This window comes from Flavobacterium chilense (assembly GCF_001602525.1).
Classification (GTDB): domain Bacteria; phylum Bacteroidota; class Bacteroidia; order Flavobacteriales; family Flavobacteriaceae; genus Flavobacterium; species Flavobacterium chilense.
The window spans coordinates 269,394-286,761 of sequence record NZ_LSYT01000003.1; the positions used below are offsets into that span (position 1 = coordinate 269,394).

Genomic DNA, 17,368 nt, shown 5'->3' on the forward strand with positions numbered 1-17,368 from the left:
GAGGTTTTGCTATATATTGAATATAAAAGCCACAAATTCAGGAATTTTCTATTGATAGTAATTCCTGAATTCGTGGCTTTATTTTGTGATTTTTATGCTTTACATGAAGTGGTTGTAACACATTCAATCTAAAACTAAACATTAATGGTTGTACTCAATTCCGCTGCTGTCATTAATTTCTCTTTTTGCTTTAGCGTTTTTTGCAATTTGTTTGTAACATGCTGTTGCCAATAGAGGTACTGCAAGGCTTCCTACAATTGCAGCAGTTTTATGTTGTCCCGTTTTTTTCAATACCGCACCAATTAAAAGCGAACTTACTCCGGCGCAAACTAAATTTTTTACAGATAATTTAGAGGCTGGTTTTGGCGTTATTCCGTGCAATAGCGGGTCTATGAAGTTTAAATTTTCCATGATTATAATAATTAATTTAGTTAAACCTGTTTGATATTTATACAGATAGTTTTTCACTATCCGTTTCATTTTCTATTTTTTCATTTTCTACCTTTTCCTTTTTTATCGCCTGTCTTAGCAAGGCAAAAAAACTCATGTAAACATTTGCCATAAAAACCAGCGAAAATCCTGCCAAAATATAACCGCGCCAATCATTTAGCAAAAGTTTATAATTACACAGGATTAAAAAAGCGATTGTGACATAATGGCTAAAACAATACTCACAGGTAAAAAGATAAAATGCCTTTCGTGACAAAAGAGTACGATCGTTTTTAGAATGCTTTACACACCATTCACGAGGCTCTTTAAATATTTCTTCGTGTGTAACTGTCCAGCTAATGCACGCTATCGGAATAGCGAGAACAAACAACCAGACAATTTGAGTTGTGATATCCATGATCTCAGTGTATTTTTAAATCAGATTTTAATTTAGCTAAAAACCAATAATTTAAAATTACTGCAATTCAATCTCTTAAGATTATATAGTTTTGTTTTTTTATTATAAAATTTCATTTCGAAATTCAATTTACAAAAAATAACCGTTAAGTTCAAATTCTTAACGGTTATCTATTCAAAACGTGTCATAATGTCTTAACATTTCAGGGATTTATACTCGGAAAAGGATCATGCGATACTTCGTCCGGCTCTTCGTCTATATCTCTCAAATTATCCCTGTCCTCTGAGTCATCATCATCCAGATCCCCATCTTTTTCTAAAGTATTATCCAGGCTTTCAGGATCTTCATCATTTGTAATCTGATCTTCTCCGTTTAGGATAGGTTCTCCGTTTGGATCGCTTTCGTTTCTGTTATAATCATTCGTTTGATGGTTGACATCATCAATATATTCTTCCTGATGTTGATATTGATCTTTCTCAATTGCATTTTCCTTATTAATGAGCGTATCAATATTCGGGCTAAAATCACGAGTATCCCGATCGTAATTTTGGTGGTTTCCGTTTTCCATAGTAATATACTTTAGAATTAATTATTTTTTTGCTGTCGAAGGTTTCTTGTCGTCTTTTGGATTATGTTTTACCTCTCTTTTTGGAGACGTTTCTTTTTTATCTATTTTCTTATCCATCGATTTTGCACCTGAAGTTGAAGTACTGCTGTTTTTTTGATCTGTAGTTTTCATGATATTTAATTTTTAAATGTTTGTTACCATACAAATCTACTCTGTAATGTTGGCATACGTCTTACACGAAAATAGTTTGTAATTTCATAATTAACAGGGTGTTATTATATGAAAGATAATGAGAATGGTGTAATTCTTATAGTATGTTCAATAATTTAGGCATATAAAATTTGAACTTATCATAACATAATTATGTCTTTTAGAAGATCATTAGTAAACAGATAGCATCTAATTTTGTACTGCTTCAAATACTTAATTAAACTTAAACTGCTAAAATGCGCGAATGAGATTCTAGTTTACAAGAAATTAGATATAAGTTAATGATTAGAATTTGATAAAATGAAAATTGATTTTATAAAATGCACCCATGATTCTTACGGTGGCAGACTTGTCGAGCCATTTAGGTATTTTGGAAAAATTATTTCTGACAGATTTGAACAAGAAGGCATAATGTTTTCTTTTGAAGAAATTCAAATACAACTTGCTTTTTTTTCAGCCAATCTTACAGACAAACATCTTTATATTAATTGGTATAATAAATTGCCAACTTATCATCGAAATAATAATATAGTTAAAGTGATTTTACCAGTTTTAGAAACTGAAAAAAGTTTAGAAGATGTTTTTAAATTAGCCTGTCAGGCTTTTAAAATTATGGCTCATAAAAAAAAGGAAATGGATATTTTTGATGAGCAGAAGATCGTACAAACATTACTTTCTTTAGAGTTAGAATTGCAAAATGCAGATCTGTGGGATTTAAACAAACAATACAAGTCAACTTTAAGAGCAACAGCGCTGAAAAGAAGTTTAGATGAAAGAACGGCAAGAGAAAATCGTATTATAGAAAATAAGAAATTGATCTATGATTTGCAATTTTATTATGAATTTGAAAATGCAGACAAGCTTTATTTCGCACCTTATGACAAGAGTTTTTGTGATAAAATATTAATAAAACTTCGTAAGGAAAAGTTCCGTTTACCGGATTATACTCATTTGCATATCATCGTTTCAGATTCTTTTGAAAATGCGTTGTATTATGCCGGAAGAGAAGAAAAATACTGTGCTTACGGAATTACAGTATTTAAAGATTATGCTGCTTATGCAGATAAAAGTGAAACAGAAAAAGAAAGAATAACTTTTGATCTCATTAAACAAGGTTTGTATGACATAGCCAAAATTGATAAATTAGATTTAGAAACCTTAGAAGCTGTTTTGGATGAAACCGAAAGAGAAATTGAGCGTAAAAGTTTTAGTTGGATTTAATTATGTATGATTATGAATGAAAATAATAACGTTTATGAAACTAAATTTGGACAACTCGTTTTAGGAGATGGACCTGAAAATGATTTTTACTGGACGGGTTATATTTCGAATACTTTTTTTTCAAACAAAATTCCTGTTTATGTCTTTACAAAAAACAGCAATATTTCCAGTCAGACAATTGACTTTATGCAAACAATTGTTTCAGATATCGATCGATATTTAGAAACCGCAATTTTGTTTATAAAACAGACTTTAAGCGAACAAAAAGAAAAGTATAATATTAGAGAAAATGAATATGAGTTTTTGAGCCTAGAGGTAAAACTTTTTCCTGTTGATCTGCCTGAACTTACCTTTTGGGAAGATTCAATCGAATGGATGATCCGGTTTGCAGAGGGAAACTTTTATATTTGTGATCCGTTAGGTATTGGAGTAACATTTAAATTTGACCAGCCCATAAGTGTCGATAATCTGGAAGACAGCGAATTGATATAATTCATATAAATGCTAAAAGCCATAAAGTTCATTCTTTATGGCTTTTAGCATTTTAAATTACTTTTTGATATAAAGAGAACCGTTTTTTATTGTCTTCTTACTCAGTTTTCCTTTCTCGAATAATTTCTCCAGAATAATTTCCGCTTCAGTATATGAGATATTAAAAATTACAGCATATTCCTTGGGTGTCAATGTGGGATAAATTTCAAAAAGTGAAAATGTAGTATCATTTGGTACCTTCTTCTTTTTGGCTTCAGGATATAATGCCAGTAAAGCATTTTCATAAGCACTATAAGGTTTAGAACCATAAACCGTTAACTTATTTTGGTTCTCATCAGCAAAAAATAAAGTCGGAAAACCTCTTACACCAAGTGTTCTTGCCAAATTTAAATCATCCTGAAAAAGTTTTTTAGCTTCACCATCATAATCTTTTTTTAGTTTGTCAAAATCCAGTTGCGCTGTTTTTGCGGCTTCGGTTATGTTTTGCCATTTAGCAATATTTCTCTTTTCGAGATACAATTTCTCACGAAGAACACGCATAAATTTTACCGCTTTATCTTTACTCTGAATTTGTGCTGCTTTCATGGCAATACAAGACGGGTAAGAAGAATCCAGAGGATCTTCGAGCCATACATCACCATCAATTGGCATTTCATAATGTAAACTGGCTTCATCCCAATGATGTGCAACATCTGAAGGTTTACTTATTCCGCCGCTGTTATAACTCCAGTCAGGTAATAAACCTCCCATTCTGTAATCAATTTCAAAATAATCTCCGTATTCCAGTTTTAGTTTTCTTAACTGAGGTTCAATTCCCCAGCACGAAGAACAAATAGGATCAGTATAATAAATTATTTTTACAGGTTTATTTTCTGTACTAATAACCGTTGTTTCATTTGAAGTTTCTCCCATTGGCATTTCGCATGTACCGCTAACAGGATCACACAACAACGGATTTGTTTTATTTTCATTCATTTTAGAATTAGTTTGCGACTGACAGCTTGCACTGCAAATCAGGGTTAACAACAGCAATAGTATTTTCATATAACTGTTTTTAGTTTACGCTTTAGGTTTAAATTTATAATTTTACGCAAAGTTCGTTCGTATTTAATCACAAGTCAATTAGTCTAAAAAAGATGACTACAGAAAATCACAGAGAAACAGAAAAAGAATGTCCTGCCGAAGGACTTTTAAAATTATTATCAGGCAAATGGAAACCGCAGATTTTTTTATTGGCTGTTGATGGTCCTTTGCGTTTCAACGGACTTTTAAGAGATATAAAAGGGGCTAATAAACAGTCGATTGCAGTTGCACTTCGCGAACTTGAAGATTTTGGACTTTTAGACAAAAATGTCATTAAATTAAAACCGCTTCATATCGAATATACTTTATCAGAAAAAGCAAAATCTCTAATTCCGGTTTTCAAACAATTGGAACTATTTTCAGAAAAATAAATTTTACAGACTATAATCTATTTTTAAATGACTTTAATACAAAAAATTAAACGCCTCTATAACCTTTCTGAAAACGAAAACCATGGATTTTCTGAAACTGAAATTCTTGACCTTGAAAAGAAATTAGAAGTAAAACTTCCAATAAAACTCAAAGAATATTATCTGGAATTAGGGAAAGAAGAAAACCTTAATTATTCTTATAACAGACTTTTAAAACCCGATGGAGAAATTGGTTTTTCAGAGGATAACTATTTGGTTATTTATGAAGAAAATCAGCTTGTAGCATTTTGGGGAATCAAAAAAGAAGATTTAAAAAAGGATAATCCGGCGGTTTATGGCAATTACGATACTATTGAAAAATCAGACTGGGAAATTGAGAGCCAAACAATCGAGGATTTCTTTTTGTTGATGGCTGTTTATAATGGGACTTTGGGAGGATTACAGTATAACGGAAATTTTTTTGGAGAAATTGATCCTGAAACTGTTAAGCAGATCGAAGAACGCTGGATGTTGGTACCCGAAATAAGCAGAGACAATCAAAAAGTGTTTACAGACAATTATTACGAAATGATAAGCCTTTCTTTTGATCAGGAAAATAATTGCACAGGAGCTTTTATTGGAACAAATGATCAGGAACGTTTTGATGCTATTTTAGAAAATTTAGATATAGACTGGTCTTATCTTTCATACGATGATGATGAAGAATATGACGAAGATGAGAATTAATAATTGCCATAATTTATTAGAATAAAAATTTAAAAATGAGAGAACTAAATTATTTAGTAAAAATAGAAGGCAATGAAGCCCTTTTAGAAAGATTCATTGATGCTATAAATGAAGGAACAATTAAAATTGACAAAGCATATCCGGAACCTTATTTGTTGCATACAGGAGAAAAATTTCTTCTGGATCCTATTGTAAAATATTTTTTCCAGACACGTCCATTTTCAAAAGAACTGTATATTTCTTTTGTAGAGAAACTTAGACAACTAAACGGATTTAGAAGTTATGAATATGCGCTGGGAAATTTGACAAAAGATTTGATTTGTAGTAAAATAGAACGTGTAAAGAAAAATAATTCCAGAATTTTTGTTCCTAAAACAGGTGAAAACCTGCCTCAGCCAATCCTGGCAGAAGAAGAAAATGAATTGTTGAGTTTTCTGTGTTATTTAGCCGTTTCACATATTAAATACGGGCCAAGTTATGCATCAGTTACAGCAAATCAATATTTTGATGTCGTTACAGCATTAGGTTCTGATGAAGTAGAAAAGCTTAAGAAAAATGGAACCGGAAAACTGTCAAAAGAACTTACAGGTTATAAAGACAGTGATTTTATAGGCAAGGCAAATGATGTTTTTGCAACCATCAATATAAAACTAACAAATGAAACCGAAGAGAGCTATAAAAAGGCATTAGTGTTCGTTAATAATCTGCTCAAATCAGATTTTCCTAAGAGTTATGAAATAGCATTTTCTTCAAAAAATAAAGAATTACTTCCTGTAAAAGGACTTCCAAAATGTGGACAAAACTACCTGTTTGCAGGAGCAGTAAAATATCCAAACCTTCATCAGGAAATCCTGGAATACATTAGTCTTGCCCGGCAAAAGTATGCATGGTACACCAATCTTGAAGACGAAAATTGTGCCATGCCTTCAACCTTTGCAGTTTTTGCATTAGGATTAGAAAGCGAAACTTATTTTGAGACACTCATTAGTTATTATCAAACAATAGATGAGGAACACCAATCGATTCAGCAAAAGTTTACACCGGTATTTTTGGAAAAATTTGGCGTAACCGAAAAATCAATAAAAGTTTATATCAATGCGATTTTATCGCTGCAGGAACATCCGCATAATAAAGCTTTCATTCCGTATTTTATTACCCAAAATAGCCTGAATTTATTATTAGACAGTAAAGAAAATTTTTCAGCCTATTATTTTACCGAAGAGCATCTGAAAGAATTCTCAAACGGTGAAACCGAAGTTCAGGAAATGGCAGATTATTATTGGGAAAGCGTTATGTACACCATTTTCGGGCAAAGCAAAGACTTTAATAAAATAGTAAAACAACTGAATAATGAGGAGAAAGTATTATTCGAAAAATTACAAATTCAGGAACAATAGAAAACCATAAAAAAGGAGATAACGGAGATACAATTTTGGTATCGTTCAAAATAATAAATCTTCTTTCAGGAATCAGTTATAAAATAATCAGCACTATTTTATCGAAAAACAAAAGCTGTAAATACAATTTTATCAAGCCGCAAAGTTGACTAAATGTCAAAATTGCGGCTTTTTTTATGTGATCTATTATTCAGTCTTATTTTAATATATAAATAGCTTTTTGTGAAGTACTTCAGTATTTGTGATTTATAAATTTGTATTCAGGCTAAATTATAATTTCAAAACAAGTACTAAAAAAATAAATCTTCTTTTGATACTGTATTAGAATTATAACCTAAAAACATAACGTTTATATTTTTGAGTAATAAAATAAAAAAACACATATAAAAAACACAGGAAAATATGTTTACAATTGGGACACAAAAATTTAAAGACGCGCAGGAATTACTTGATTATTTAGCAGCAGGTTATGGTTTTCCTGACGAATGTTTTGATCATAAAGCTATATTACATCCTATAGAATCTCTCATGGCAGAAGGTGCCGGAGATCTGGCTCATGGAATTTTTCAAAGAAGTAAACAAGTATTAGATCTTTACGAATATGATAGCTTTTTAAGTACCATTTATTCTGCTTTTGATTACAATACACCGGCAACTGAAAAAAATCTTGGATTCTTTTGGTATTTGGTTTCAAACACACAAAATATCAATGAAGAAGTAAGTAATAAAACATTATTAGAATATTATCTGGATCGTGGGTTACCGGTCGAGTTTTTTTATCTCTTATTAGAAGCAGGCTGCGATGTAAATTACAGAAGTAGTACAGGTCGTACTTATCTACACAACATCATTGATATTTATTGGCATATAATTAGCGACGACACCAAAATGGCATGGTTTCTCATGTTGATAGACGCAGGTATAGATATCAATCAGAAAAATAATGAGGGCGAAACCGCTTTAATATATGCCGTAAAAAATTGTGCATATCAGTATATTAAAACATTGCTGGATCATGATGCTGATCCAAACCAGACTGATGATTACAAATGTTCAGCTTTTTATTATACTATGGCACACGGTGAACGTAACCTTGCATTCGACTTAATGATGCAATATGCTTCTCCGGATTTTGATATGCTTAATCGTTATGGAGAAACATCGTTTATTGCTTTTATGAAACGATTTAGTGGTAGCGAAGAGGATATGAAATTACTGCCCAAGTTAATCGAAGCCGGAGCCGATTTTTCGCAAACCATTACAGGCCCTCATGGTGATAACATATCGGCAATTTCATTATTGGCACGCAAAAAAACGGAAGTATTAAAATTTGTATTAGAACAGAAGTTTATTGATGTCCATCAAAAAGATAATAATGGCGATACCATTTTGCATATGGTTTGTGCATCGTATACCGGATGGGACAGTGAAACAGCAAAAGAAGTATATCGTAAAGTGAAACTATTGCTTCAGGAAGGCGCAGATCCTGATTCATTGAATGATAGAGACGAAACGCCAATGATGCTCGCTGTTTTAGATGATGCCAAAGCTAAAACTGTAGAACTGCTCCTTGCTGCGAGATAAACAGAATAACCTCATTTTAATTCTTTGATTGAAGGTAGAGTTAATTATGTCAAACATAATACAACAACTAAATTTTATTATTGCAAAGATGGATATACACAATTGGATACATGTAAATAAAGAAACGACAGCAAAAATATTTTCATTTACAATACTCATAATGGGAATATTATTTATTCTGGGAGCTATTAAAGACTGGGATTGGCTCTACAAACCAGATGAATATTATCAAAGTAAATGGAGCCTTGGACAGGCAAGCCGCTATTGGGGAAGAAAAACATCCCGGATAATTGGTTTCATTAGCGGTGTGTTATTTACTATAATAGGCATTGGCTGGGTATATTTTACCTGTATAAAATAGCATTAGTTAGTTGTTTTTTAATGATTTGATTGTTTTGAAAAAAATAGCAATGAATGTTTCATCAACATCTTATAAATTGAATTTATTAATACTTGACAAAAATGGCCAATACATATACACAAATACATATTCAGTTTGTTTTTGCTGTAAAATTTCGAAAAGCATTAATTGATAAAGAATGGAAAGACAGATTACATCAATATATAACCGGAATAATTCAGTCAAATCAACACAAAATGTTATGTATAAACAGCATGCCTGATCATATTCATATTTTTATTGGTATGCGGCCAACGCAATCTATTTCCTCACTTATTCAGAATGTAAAAACAGAAACCAGTAAATGGATTAAAGAGCAAAATCTATCTCCTTATTTTGCATGGCAGGAAGGTTATGGTGCCTTTTCTTATTCAAAAAGCCATGTTCAGAATGTGATTCACTATATACAAAATCAGGAAGAACATCATAAAAAAGAAACATTTTTGGAAGAATATCAAAAGTTTCTAAAGGCATTTGAAATAGAGTATGATGAACAATATATATTTAAAGAGCCAGGTTCGTAATATAATGTGAGATCAAACGTTTCCATGAAACGATATGTATAGAGCTATTAATTAGTTGCCAATAAATGTTCCTCTTGAAGTTTTAAAGATGTTTAATATTACTCTTTGATTTGTTTTAAAAGTATCTAAATAAAAAGAATTTTATATAATTTAGTTCTGTTTTCTTAAAAGATCACATAGCTAAGATCAAACGTCCCTAAGGGACGACGATGTGAGAAAGAGGATTAATTAGTTACCAATAAAATGTTCCAATGGAACATTCATTAAATATGTTTTATATTGTTCATTAATATATTTTATAAAAATTTTTAAATTAAAACATTTCCATAAATTCAGTTATGTTCCATGGGAACATCTCATCGGTAGAACATCAAAAAAATAAAAGTTTTTACGTTCCGTAGGAACGTTTGAAAAGAAGAGTCATTTAATAATAAAAGCATAAAAAATGTCAAACGCTGTAAAAATCATAGACGAAATATCTACTTTTCTTGATAAGTTTTCTTTAAAGAAAAATAAACTTACTAAAGAAGACCTGATTCAGTTTATTGAAGAAAAATGGGCAGAAGCAGATGATGAAAAGTATCGTATTTATGAAGCTGTTATCATAATTGGAAGAATGACTAACGAATATATTTGGGCGGAAGATTTTCCTAATATGATGCGCTGGCTAGAATTTGACGATCTTCATTCGGCGTCAGAACGAAATGCGGCTTATGTTAGAAATTATTATAAAGGAGAATGCTGTTTAGAATGTAAAAATGAAGAAAAAGCGCTGGAATATTTTTATTTGTGCTATGATGAAAACCCAGATTATATATTTACCAGAGCGCCATTTTGCTACGAATTCTTTAATAAACATTTAGGTAGTCCCCGTGTACTTCCCAAACAAGAAGAAATCGAAGAGGAGGATTATTTCAATTGTATTGAATTAAAAGAATGGGCATCATTTTTTAATGAAGAAGACGATTGTATACAATGTGAAGTTTTATTTGATGATGAAGAGGAAGAAGAACTTACCAAAGAACATGAAAACGGAATCGAATATCTTGAAAATAATCAGATAAAAATACTCGAAAGTATTTTGACAGCACTAATGAAGGTATATCCCGAATGGCAAAAAAGATACAATTATAACGAAGAAGAAAAACCTGACTTCATGCCGGATATTGCGGAAATAAAAGATTTTGTAAATTTAATTTCGCCAACCACCATTTATATAACATCTGTTTTTAAAGACAATATTCCCTATATCGGTTATCTTTTTTCCTGTTCCTGGGATGGAGAGCATGGTTTAGGTATTATGACGCATAAAGACAGAGTAATTGAAATAGAAGGTGCTGATACCGCATTTTCGATTTGGTCAGCCGAAAAAGACAGAGAAAGCAAAGAATAATTATAAAATAGCCAATTAAGATCTGATTGATAAATACTTGTCTGACAGATAGATAATTTTTGGTTAATTAATATTATTTTTACAAATAAAACAAATTCAAAAAAAACAAGAGTAAACAATAAAACATAAAATATGAAAAAGCTATTTATAATTCTGTTATTATTATGGCAGATTCCTGCAATTTTTGGAAGCAGCCAGACTCAGGAACCTTCCTCTAAAAGAATTGTCGGAACGTGGTATGTTGATGCAAATCGAAATACAAAATGGGTATTTACTCAGGATGGAAAACTGTACAATTATGATAAGGATGTTTTTAAAGTGATGTATCGATATACGATTTCGCACAGTTGTCAAAACAACTCAGATGATACAACAGAATATTTAACTTTAATGGACAGAGACGGAGATGAGTTTTGTTTTAAAATCAACGCAATTAACGAAAACAAAAACGGAGTTTTATCTCTTACCAAAATGGATAATATGCAGACACTTTTGTTTGTAAATAATATAAATGTAAAAATCTAAGACATTTCTAAATGTTAAGTAATTATAGATTATATTAAAAGTAGCGATCAGTTTGTTTTTTAATTTGATCGAAAAAGAGCCCGATGCAATATCGGGCTCTTTTTTTGATTTATTCTGTCTTATAATGATATAATTATATCTTACTCTAAACATCTCATTATTAGGATCTCTATATTTTTGTAAGAAATGTTTTTTGCCGGATGTAAGATCCTTATCCTGATGCAAAAAAAAATAACTTAAATAATCCATATGTTATGTTTTAGTAGCTTCTATTGAAATCTCAATATAATAGAAGGTCGAACATTTTGGTCCAAACATTGATAAAACAACCGTAATGAAAAAGCATGATTATGTAAATCTAAAAATGGGCTTCATTGAGCAATATTCAATGATAATAAAAAAGAAAGAACTATCTCATTGGAAAAAATCTGGCTGGTTGGAATATAAAGAAATAGGTCTTCCCAGAGGTAACGAAAAGGCTTCTTTAATGTATGGAGAATTAAAAGAAAGAACAGAAACTTTAATTTTTAATAAGCCTTTATTATTCAAAGATACCGCTCAAAAAACAATTATAGGAAAATCAGTGACAAAAGTTAGTACCTCTCTGGGAAATTACGGAATGGGTGGTCCCGGATTTTTTGGATTATTGCTTGATGATACAGAGTTTATAGTATATGCCGTTTGGAGTGCCGATAACTATGTTTTTGTAGATGATATCATAGTAGGATGCCACTGGAGCTTTTATGACAGAACAAAACCCTGGATATCGAATATCTCAAGTGTTGCATGGGATAATTTAACAGATTATATCTATGGTAGCGTTATTGTTGACTACATTTTAAAAGAGGATACATTTAAGCTGATTTTAAAAAAAGATGACAAGAATATCGAAGTAAATTTTTTACGTAATGATGACAGGATACCAAGAAAAGCTGGCAGATTTCGTAATGCTTATAAGCAAGGAACCATAGATGAATTTATTGTTTTTCAGCATAAAGAAGCTACTTTAATTGTTTGATTTTTATGGTTTTAAATTTTTGTCTTAAAGGAATTAAAAAGAATTGGCTAACTGATTTTATAAACCAGATATTAATTTGAAACTAATCAAAGTATATGAATTGGAATAATTATTTATTAGAAGGAAAAGCACCTTCAGGAGATTTTGCTCATTTAGGTTCTTATAAAGATGCCATTAGAGGTATTTTTGATTTATCAGAAATTCCTAAAGACACTGTGTTTCTAGAAATGTCGACACCTCTTAAAAAGTTTAAATTAAAATATACTAACTTATCTTCTTTAAAGGAGAATGATAAAATAGAAGCCATTTCATTAGGAGATATTGATGAAGAGCGAATTTCGGTTTTTTCAACAATTTCGAACTTAAAATATTTAAAATTAAGTATAAATCAGCAGGACAAAATTCCAGACTTATCCAGTTTAAAATCTGTTGAAGTTTTGGTACTTGCCAATATCAAAAAAGTTCAGAATATTGACTTTTTAACAGGGATGAAAAGTTTAAAGACACTTTATATCTTTGGAATTAATAACCTATATGATTTAACCCCAATTTCTTCTTTAATAAATTTGCAAGAACTCTTTATTCATCACGGAAAAATAAGTGGCACAGGTAAATTGATTAAAAGTATAAGTCCATTAAAATCCTTAACTGAGTTGAAATATTTATATTTGAATATTGCATTCGAAGAAAAAAAAGTTGATTTATCTCTATTATATGAAATGAAAAAACTGCAAGAAATAGCATTACTTCCAAGGTATTTGAAAAATGAACAATGGGAGGCTTTGAAAAAAGAATTACCATTAATTCAATAATTAAAACAGTATTATAAATAGAATAAAAAATGAAGGAACAAACTTTTGATATCATAGAACTAATTCCAGGCAACAAACATTATTATGGGGATAGTATAAAAATGCCCCAAATATTACTAAAAAATGAATCATTAGTAAAAGCCAGTACACTAGATATTCCGTTAGGACATTCACGTTATGGCGGACCAATTGCTGATTTGAGGTAATTAGAATAAAATAATGTTTTATCTGAACAAAAAATAATATGAAAATGTACATTTTAGTAAAGCAGGATGTTCCGGACAAACTGGTTCCCGTAATAACAGCACATGCTTCTTTAGCCTGTTTTAGAAAGTTTGAACATAATGAGAATATGCAAACATGGATCAACGGAATATTTAAAAAAGTAGTTTGTGTAGTTTCTGAAAAAGAATTTATAAATGCAACAAAAGAAACAGATCATATTATACTAACAGAATCCGCATTAGAAAATAAAGAAGTTTGTATCGCATTTGTACCACGGGAAGAATACTCTAAAATGTTTAAGTTTTTTAGAATGTGGACACCACAAGATCATTTGTAACTATGAATAGACAGATAACAAAAGAAGAAATTCAGCATAATACCTTTTTCTGGAAATTGTATTTATGCTGGTTTAGAGGTTTTGATGATAAAAAAGAAATTAATATCGATGAAGCAGTTGAGGTTATAGAAACCAATGAAACTGATTTTTATGAATGGGAACGAATATTTTTTAATTATAAATCAATAGAGGAAAATCCAAGATATTTTACTGATGATCTAACAAATGATTTAAACTTTGCAATTGAGTTTCAGGAATACGAAATCAATTTTTTCCTGAACGATATATACATTGGTAATTTAGGAGGTCATTTTGAAATATGTTTTTTCACATTAAATGAATTATTAGCCTTTGAAAAATATCCTGTTTTCTTTTTACTTCTTTTGCCAATGGTTGGAATAGAAGAAAATCAGAAACCTATTTTGAAACCAATAATCGTAAAACATCTGGGAGCAATTCCAAAATTTGAAATACATTCTGAATATATTGCAGATTGTATTTTAAATGGTTTAATAATAAAATCTCCATTTGTGGAAACAGCTGAAATCGGGATAACAAACAATCAAAACCATAGCGTCAGGAATATAACTGCATATCCTCGTTATATAGAAGATGTAATAGAATTGAATAAAGCTTTGTCTCCTTTTAAAAAGTAAACTTTTTGTATTTGATAGAAAAATTTCACTGTAAAAAAGCACCAAACATTATAGAATTCCACAGGAACAAAATATATAAAACCTTTGTGCCTTTGTGGCTCTGAACCTTTGTAGTTCTAAAACAACTATTTCAAACCATTAAACTTTTATTAACAAAAAGTATATTTTCATTAGTTTATATTTGTAAGGCAAAACAAATCCTAAAGCGCTGTAACTTATGAAAATCAAGTCTTTTATCTATATTTTTCTTTTTGGATTTTTTTCAGCATCGGCTTACAGCCAGAATGTAAAACTGATTACTTTAGATCAGCTTAATGAAAGAATTAAAACAGGAAAAGACAGTACTTATGTTATCAACTTTTGGGCAACCTGGTGTGCACCTTGTATAAAAGAGCTTCCGCATTTCGAAAAACTGGCAGCAGATTATAAATCAGATAAGCTAAAAGTTTTGTTAGTAAGCGTTGATTTTAAATCGAAATTAAACTCAAACGTAATTCCCTTTGTAAAAAGAAAAAATCTAAAAAATGAAGTCTTTCTTCTAAACGAAAGCAGCCCGCAGGAATATATCGACAGAATTGATCCTTCATGGTCAGGCAGTATTCCCGCAACGCTTTTTATTAAAGGCGACACACGAAAATTTGTTGAAAGCGAATTTACCTACGAACAATTATTGAGCGAATATAAAAAGTTGTAGAACATTTATTAAAAATACAGAACCTTTAACTAATTAAAACTTTACCCAAAATGAAAAAAATAATCCTTTTATTAGTCTTGGCATTTTCTGCCTTTCTTTCTCAGGCACAAACGGCAACGCTTAAAGCCGGAGACACCGCACCGGAATTTAAATTGAAAAATGTAGACAACAAAGAAGTTTCTTTTGCAAGCTATCCAAAAGCCAAAGGTTTTATTGTAGTGTTTACCTGCAACACTTGTCCTTATGCTGTCGCTTATGAGCAAAGAATCATTGACTTAGACAAAAAGTTCAGATCACAAGGATATCCGGTAATTGCGATTAATCCAAACGATCCTGAAGCTTCAAAAGCAGATGCGTTTGATAAAATGCAGGATTTGGCAAAAGAAAAAAAATATCCTTTTCCGTATTTATTTGATGCCGGACAAAAAGTTACTGATCAGTACGGTGCAAAACATACACCACATCTTTTTATCGTATCTAAAACCGCCAAAGGAAATATCGTAGAATATGTTGGAGCAATAGATAATGATCCTGAAGGAACTAAAACTGAAAAAATAAAATATGCCGAAGATGCAATTGCAGCCTTAAAAAGCAATCAAAAACCGGCAGTTACGCAAACTAAAGAAATTGGTTGTACCGTAAAAAGAAAAGCAAAAGCTTAATAGCAATAAACCCTTTTAATTAAAAAAATGCCTCAATATATGAGGCATTTTTTTATAACATTGTTTCACTTAGTTTTTGCTGTTCCAAAAGTTCTAATTCAGCAATAATTTGCCTTTTCATTGTAGTATGAATGTAGTCTTTGACTTCGGCGTATGAGATATTGTATTTTCGTGGAATATCCTGCAAATGCAACGGAAAATCAGTTAATAGTTTATCGTAATAGTGATCAAGTTCTTTTTCAGTTGGCATTTCAAACTTTAGTTTAATCTGAAATCTCCTTAGCAAGGCTGTATCAATACTATTATAATAATTGGTTGCACAAATAAGCAAACTTTCTACAGGCAAATAATCTATCAACTGAATGATGGTGTTGACCAGACGTTTCATCTCGGCAACATCCTTGTCATCATTATCCCGGCTTTTGCCAATCTGATCAAATTCATCCAGAAACAGCACTGCTTTTTCACGAATCGCTTTATCAAAAATTGCCTTTACATTTTTTGAAGTTTCACCTATTTTAGCATTGATTAGCGTACTCAGATTAATTATAACAATACTTTTATTTAAAGCAGTAGCAATAGCCTTAGCTGTTGTCGTTTTACCACATCCGGAATGACCGTGAAGGAGTATTTTGTTATCAACCTTAAGATTGTATTTTTTTAACTCTTCAATGTATTGATGTTCTTTTATAGTTTGAAAAAGAGCAGATTTATTCTCTTCGCTAAAAAGTAAATCGTTCAGTGCTATTTTTTCAGTATCGTTTACAACAAGTTCGTACAGATTCATTTGAGCTTTTATTTGGTGCAAAATTAAGCTTTATTCTATAATATTTTCATTCCAGATTTCTTTTCCCAAAAAGCGGTTTCCAAAAACAGAAGTTCCAATTCTTACCAGATTTGAACCTTCGGCTATAGCCAGTTCCAAATCCTGTGACATTCCCATTGAAAGCTTTAAATCGTGAATACCATCAATATCAGCCTGATATATTTTATCCCTGATTTTTCGCAGCCAATATAAAGAAGGACGCATTTTCTCTTTCTCCACATCCAGTAATCCTATGGTCATTAAGCCTTTTATATTCAGTGTTTGGTAATTTTTTATTTCTTTAAGAAAAGAGATTACCTCATTAGGAGCTAAACCAAACTTGCTATCTTCAAACGAAGTATTAACCTGAACAAAAACATCAATAGAATGTCCTTCTTTTTGTAATTGTCTGTCTAGTTCCTGCGCCAGACTTAACCGGTCGAGAGACTGAATACAACTGGCATATTTCAGGACATCTTTTACTTTATTTGTTTGCAGATGACCAATAAAATGACGTTCGATATTTAAATCTTTCAAAGCCGAATCTTTATCACGTAACTCCTGCATTTTATTTTCACCAATCAGTGTTTCTCCCGTATCAATAGCAATTCGGATTTTTTCAGGGGAAACTGTTTTAGTAGCCAGTAATAATTGAACATCTGAAACCTCTCTGTCGGAAAATTGACAGGCATTTTCAATACGCTGATGAACCTGTTTCAGATTAAAAATAATGTCTTCTTTCATAAAGTCAAAAATAGGGAGTAAGGAGCATATCGAAAAGATCCAGTTTTAAGGATTACCAATAGTCCAGTCTTAAT

The 17,368-nt window shown here is 31.0% G+C and carries 24 protein-coding genes; 17 read left to right on the forward strand and 7 right to left on the reverse strand.

Features of this window, described 5'->3' with window-relative positions:
• Nucleotides 1-141 precede the first annotated feature (141 nt).
• From A4F88_RS10435 to A4F88_RS25415, 4 genes are all read right to left on the reverse strand, one after another.
• Nucleotides 142-411: a hypothetical protein gene (locus A4F88_RS10435; RefSeq protein ID WP_068842552.1), complete on the reverse strand. Its 270-nt coding sequence runs from the start codon at nt 409-411 to the stop codon at nt 142-144.
• A 37-nt stretch (nt 412-448) separates the two neighbouring features.
• A complete protein-coding gene (locus tag A4F88_RS10440; RefSeq protein WP_068842553.1) occupies nt 449-847 on the reverse strand; it encodes a hypothetical protein in 399 nt (132 codons plus the stop codon).
• Nucleotides 848-1,049: 202 nt separating this feature from the next.
• The gene (locus A4F88_RS10445) at nt 1,050-1,415 is read right to left on the reverse strand and encodes a hypothetical protein (protein ID WP_068842554.1); all 366 of its coding nucleotides are present in this window, start codon (nt 1,413-1,415) and stop codon (nt 1,050-1,052) included.
• A gap of 21 nt (nt 1,416-1,436) precedes the next feature.
• Nucleotides 1,437-1,586 (reverse strand): hypothetical protein, encoded by a 150-nt coding sequence (locus A4F88_RS25415; protein ID WP_156062660.1) that lies wholly within the window; start codon nt 1,584-1,586, stop codon nt 1,437-1,439.
• A 339-nt stretch (nt 1,587-1,925) separates the two neighbouring features.
• Between A4F88_RS25415 and A4F88_RS10450 the strand changes: the two genes are divergently transcribed.
• Entirely contained in the window at nt 1,926-2,846 is a 921-nt protein-coding gene (locus tag A4F88_RS10450; protein ID WP_068842555.1) for a hypothetical protein, read from the forward strand.
• 12 nt (nt 2,847-2,858) lie between these two features.
• Complete coding sequence (locus A4F88_RS10455) at nt 2,859-3,338, forward strand: hypothetical protein (protein ID WP_068842556.1); 480 nt, start codon at nt 2,859-2,861, stop codon at nt 3,336-3,338.
• Between the two features lie 57 nt (nt 3,339-3,395).
• On the opposite strand, the gene A4F88_RS10460 is transcribed toward A4F88_RS10455, so the two are convergent.
• Nucleotides 3,396-4,313 carry a DsbA family protein gene (locus A4F88_RS10460; protein WP_068842557.1) on the reverse strand — a complete coding sequence of 306 codons (918 nt, stop codon included), beginning with the start codon at nt 4,311-4,313 and terminating at the stop codon, nt 3,396-3,398.
• Between the two features lie 161 nt (nt 4,314-4,474).
• Between A4F88_RS10460 and A4F88_RS10465 the strand changes: the two genes are divergently transcribed.
• The 15 genes from A4F88_RS10465 to A4F88_RS10530 all read left to right on the forward strand — a co-directional run bounded on the left by A4F88_RS10465 (nt 4,475) and on the right by A4F88_RS10530 (nt 15,745).
• Entirely contained in the window at nt 4,475-4,792 is a 318-nt protein-coding gene (locus tag A4F88_RS10465; RefSeq protein WP_068842558.1) for a winged helix-turn-helix transcriptional regulator, read from the forward strand.
• A 27-nt stretch (nt 4,793-4,819) separates the two neighbouring features.
• Complete coding sequence (locus A4F88_RS10470) at nt 4,820-5,518, forward strand: hypothetical protein (RefSeq protein ID WP_082815745.1); 699 nt, start codon at nt 4,820-4,822, stop codon at nt 5,516-5,518.
• 35 nt (nt 5,519-5,553) lie between these two features.
• Nucleotides 5,554-6,915, forward strand: a complete 1,362-nt coding sequence (locus tag A4F88_RS10475; protein ID WP_068842559.1) for a DUF6138 family protein — start codon at nt 5,554-5,556, stop codon at nt 6,913-6,915.
• Between the two features lie 402 nt (nt 6,916-7,317).
• Nucleotides 7,318-8,499, forward strand: a complete 1,182-nt coding sequence (locus tag A4F88_RS10480; protein ID WP_068842560.1) for an ankyrin repeat domain-containing protein — start codon at nt 7,318-7,320, stop codon at nt 8,497-8,499.
• Nucleotides 8,500-8,659: 160 nt separating this feature from the next.
• Nucleotides 8,660-8,860, forward strand: a complete 201-nt coding sequence (locus A4F88_RS10485) for an Imm17 family immunity protein (RefSeq protein ID WP_245179081.1) — start codon at nt 8,660-8,662, stop codon at nt 8,858-8,860.
• Nucleotides 8,861-8,961: 101 nt separating this feature from the next.
• Nucleotides 8,962-9,423, forward strand: a complete 462-nt coding sequence (tnpA, locus tag A4F88_RS10490) for an IS200/IS605 family transposase (protein ID WP_068842561.1) — start codon at nt 8,962-8,964, stop codon at nt 9,421-9,423.
• Between the two features lie 445 nt (nt 9,424-9,868).
• Nucleotides 9,869-10,816 (forward strand): DUF6985 domain-containing protein, encoded by a 948-nt coding sequence (locus A4F88_RS10495; RefSeq protein ID WP_068842562.1) that lies wholly within the window; start codon nt 9,869-9,871, stop codon nt 10,814-10,816.
• A 132-nt stretch (nt 10,817-10,948) separates the two neighbouring features.
• Entirely contained in the window at nt 10,949-11,341 is a 393-nt protein-coding gene (locus A4F88_RS10500; RefSeq protein ID WP_068842563.1) for a hypothetical protein, read from the forward strand.
• A gap of 334 nt (nt 11,342-11,675) precedes the next feature.
• Nucleotides 11,676-12,359 carry a hypothetical protein gene (locus A4F88_RS10505; protein WP_068842564.1) on the forward strand — a complete coding sequence of 228 codons (684 nt, stop codon included), beginning with the start codon at nt 11,676-11,678 and terminating at the stop codon, nt 12,357-12,359.
• Between the two features lie 95 nt (nt 12,360-12,454).
• The gene (locus tag A4F88_RS10510; protein ID WP_068842565.1) at nt 12,455-13,171 is read left to right on the forward strand and encodes a leucine-rich repeat domain-containing protein; all 717 of its coding nucleotides are present in this window, start codon (nt 12,455-12,457) and stop codon (nt 13,169-13,171) included.
• Nucleotides 13,172-13,200: 29 nt separating this feature from the next.
• A complete protein-coding gene (locus tag A4F88_RS25420) occupies nt 13,201-13,377 on the forward strand; it encodes a hypothetical protein (protein WP_156062661.1) in 177 nt (58 codons plus the stop codon).
• A gap of 44 nt (nt 13,378-13,421) precedes the next feature.
• The gene (locus A4F88_RS10515; protein ID WP_245179082.1) at nt 13,422-13,733 is read left to right on the forward strand and encodes an aminoacyl-tRNA hydrolase; all 312 of its coding nucleotides are present in this window, start codon (nt 13,422-13,424) and stop codon (nt 13,731-13,733) included.
• Between the two features lie 2 nt (nt 13,734-13,735).
• Nucleotides 13,736-14,389, forward strand: a complete 654-nt coding sequence (locus A4F88_RS10520) for an Imm19 family immunity protein (protein WP_068842567.1) — start codon at nt 13,736-13,738, stop codon at nt 14,387-14,389.
• A 217-nt stretch (nt 14,390-14,606) separates the two neighbouring features.
• Nucleotides 14,607-15,083, forward strand: a complete 477-nt coding sequence (locus A4F88_RS10525) for a TlpA disulfide reductase family protein (protein ID WP_068842568.1) — start codon at nt 14,607-14,609, stop codon at nt 15,081-15,083.
• A gap of 50 nt (nt 15,084-15,133) precedes the next feature.
• Nucleotides 15,134-15,745 (forward strand): thioredoxin family protein, encoded by a 612-nt coding sequence (locus A4F88_RS10530; RefSeq protein WP_068842569.1) that lies wholly within the window; start codon nt 15,134-15,136, stop codon nt 15,743-15,745.
• A 52-nt stretch (nt 15,746-15,797) separates the two neighbouring features.
• Here the strand turns inward: A4F88_RS10530 and A4F88_RS10535 are convergent, their stop codons facing one another.
• Together A4F88_RS10535 and A4F88_RS10540 are read right to left on the reverse strand one after the other, a co-directional pair.
• The gene (locus A4F88_RS10535) at nt 15,798-16,532 is read right to left on the reverse strand and encodes an AAA family ATPase (protein ID WP_068842570.1); all 735 of its coding nucleotides are present in this window, start codon (nt 16,530-16,532) and stop codon (nt 15,798-15,800) included.
• A 30-nt stretch (nt 16,533-16,562) separates the two neighbouring features.
• The gene (locus A4F88_RS10540; protein WP_068842571.1) at nt 16,563-17,294 is read right to left on the reverse strand and encodes a YggS family pyridoxal phosphate-dependent enzyme; all 732 of its coding nucleotides are present in this window, start codon (nt 17,292-17,294) and stop codon (nt 16,563-16,565) included.
• Nucleotides 17,295-17,368: the final 74 nt, after the last annotated feature.

What these genes read in the sequence shown, in the direction of transcription:
- A4F88_RS10500 (WP_068842563.1), top strand. Translation starts at nt 10,949, where the DNA reads ATGAAAAAGCTATTTATAATTCTGTTATTATTATGGCAGATTCCTGCA.
- A4F88_RS10535 (WP_068842570.1), bottom strand. Translation starts at nt 16,532, where the DNA reads ATGAATCTGTACGAACTTGTTGTAAACGATACTGAAAAAATAGCACTG.
- A4F88_RS10505 (WP_068842564.1), top strand. Translation starts at nt 11,676, where the DNA reads ATGAAAAAGCATGATTATGTAAATCTAAAAATGGGCTTCATTGAGCAA.
- tnpA (WP_068842561.1), top strand. Translation starts at nt 8,962, where the DNA reads ATGGCCAATACATATACACAAATACATATTCAGTTTGTTTTTGCTGTA.
- A4F88_RS10465 (WP_068842558.1), top strand. Translation starts at nt 4,475, where the DNA reads ATGACTACAGAAAATCACAGAGAAACAGAAAAAGAATGTCCTGCCGAA.
- A4F88_RS10460 (WP_068842557.1), bottom strand. Translation starts at nt 4,313, where the DNA reads ATGAATGAAAATAAAACAAATCCGTTGTTGTGTGATCCTGTTAGCGGT.
- A4F88_RS10450 (WP_068842555.1), top strand. Translation starts at nt 1,926, where the DNA reads ATGAAAATTGATTTTATAAAATGCACCCATGATTCTTACGGTGGCAGA.
- A4F88_RS10485 (WP_245179081.1), top strand. Translation starts at nt 8,660, where the DNA reads ATGGGAATATTATTTATTCTGGGAGCTATTAAAGACTGGGATTGGCTC.
- A4F88_RS10435 (WP_068842552.1), bottom strand. Translation starts at nt 411, where the DNA reads ATGGAAAATTTAAACTTCATAGACCCGCTATTGCACGGAATAACGCCA.
- A4F88_RS10480 (WP_068842560.1), top strand. Translation starts at nt 7,318, where the DNA reads ATGTTTACAATTGGGACACAAAAATTTAAAGACGCGCAGGAATTACTT.
- A4F88_RS10530 (WP_068842569.1), top strand. Translation starts at nt 15,134, where the DNA reads ATGAAAAAAATAATCCTTTTATTAGTCTTGGCATTTTCTGCCTTTCTT.
- A4F88_RS10510 (WP_068842565.1), top strand. Translation starts at nt 12,455, where the DNA reads ATGAATTGGAATAATTATTTATTAGAAGGAAAAGCACCTTCAGGAGAT.
- A4F88_RS10520 (WP_068842567.1), top strand. Translation starts at nt 13,736, where the DNA reads ATGAATAGACAGATAACAAAAGAAGAAATTCAGCATAATACCTTTTTC.
- A4F88_RS25420 (WP_156062661.1), top strand. Translation starts at nt 13,201, where the DNA reads ATGAAGGAACAAACTTTTGATATCATAGAACTAATTCCAGGCAACAAA.
- A4F88_RS10455 (WP_068842556.1), top strand. Translation starts at nt 2,859, where the DNA reads ATGAATGAAAATAATAACGTTTATGAAACTAAATTTGGACAACTCGTT.
- A4F88_RS25415 (WP_156062660.1), bottom strand. Translation starts at nt 1,586, where the DNA reads ATGAAAACTACAGATCAAAAAAACAGCAGTACTTCAACTTCAGGTGCA.
- A4F88_RS10475 (WP_068842559.1), top strand. Translation starts at nt 5,554, where the DNA reads ATGAGAGAACTAAATTATTTAGTAAAAATAGAAGGCAATGAAGCCCTT.
- A4F88_RS10470 (WP_082815745.1), top strand. Translation starts at nt 4,820, where the DNA reads ATGACTTTAATACAAAAAATTAAACGCCTCTATAACCTTTCTGAAAAC.
- A4F88_RS10540 (WP_068842571.1), bottom strand. Translation starts at nt 17,294, where the DNA reads ATGAAAGAAGACATTATTTTTAATCTGAAACAGGTTCATCAGCGTATT.
- A4F88_RS10445 (WP_068842554.1), bottom strand. Translation starts at nt 1,415, where the DNA reads ATGGAAAACGGAAACCACCAAAATTACGATCGGGATACTCGTGATTTT.
- A4F88_RS10525 (WP_068842568.1), top strand. Translation starts at nt 14,607, where the DNA reads ATGAAAATCAAGTCTTTTATCTATATTTTTCTTTTTGGATTTTTTTCA.
- A4F88_RS10495 (WP_068842562.1), top strand. Translation starts at nt 9,869, where the DNA reads ATGTCAAACGCTGTAAAAATCATAGACGAAATATCTACTTTTCTTGAT.
- A4F88_RS10515 (WP_245179082.1), top strand. Translation starts at nt 13,422, where the DNA reads ATGTACATTTTAGTAAAGCAGGATGTTCCGGACAAACTGGTTCCCGTA.
- A4F88_RS10440 (WP_068842553.1), bottom strand. Translation starts at nt 847, where the DNA reads ATGGATATCACAACTCAAATTGTCTGGTTGTTTGTTCTCGCTATTCCG.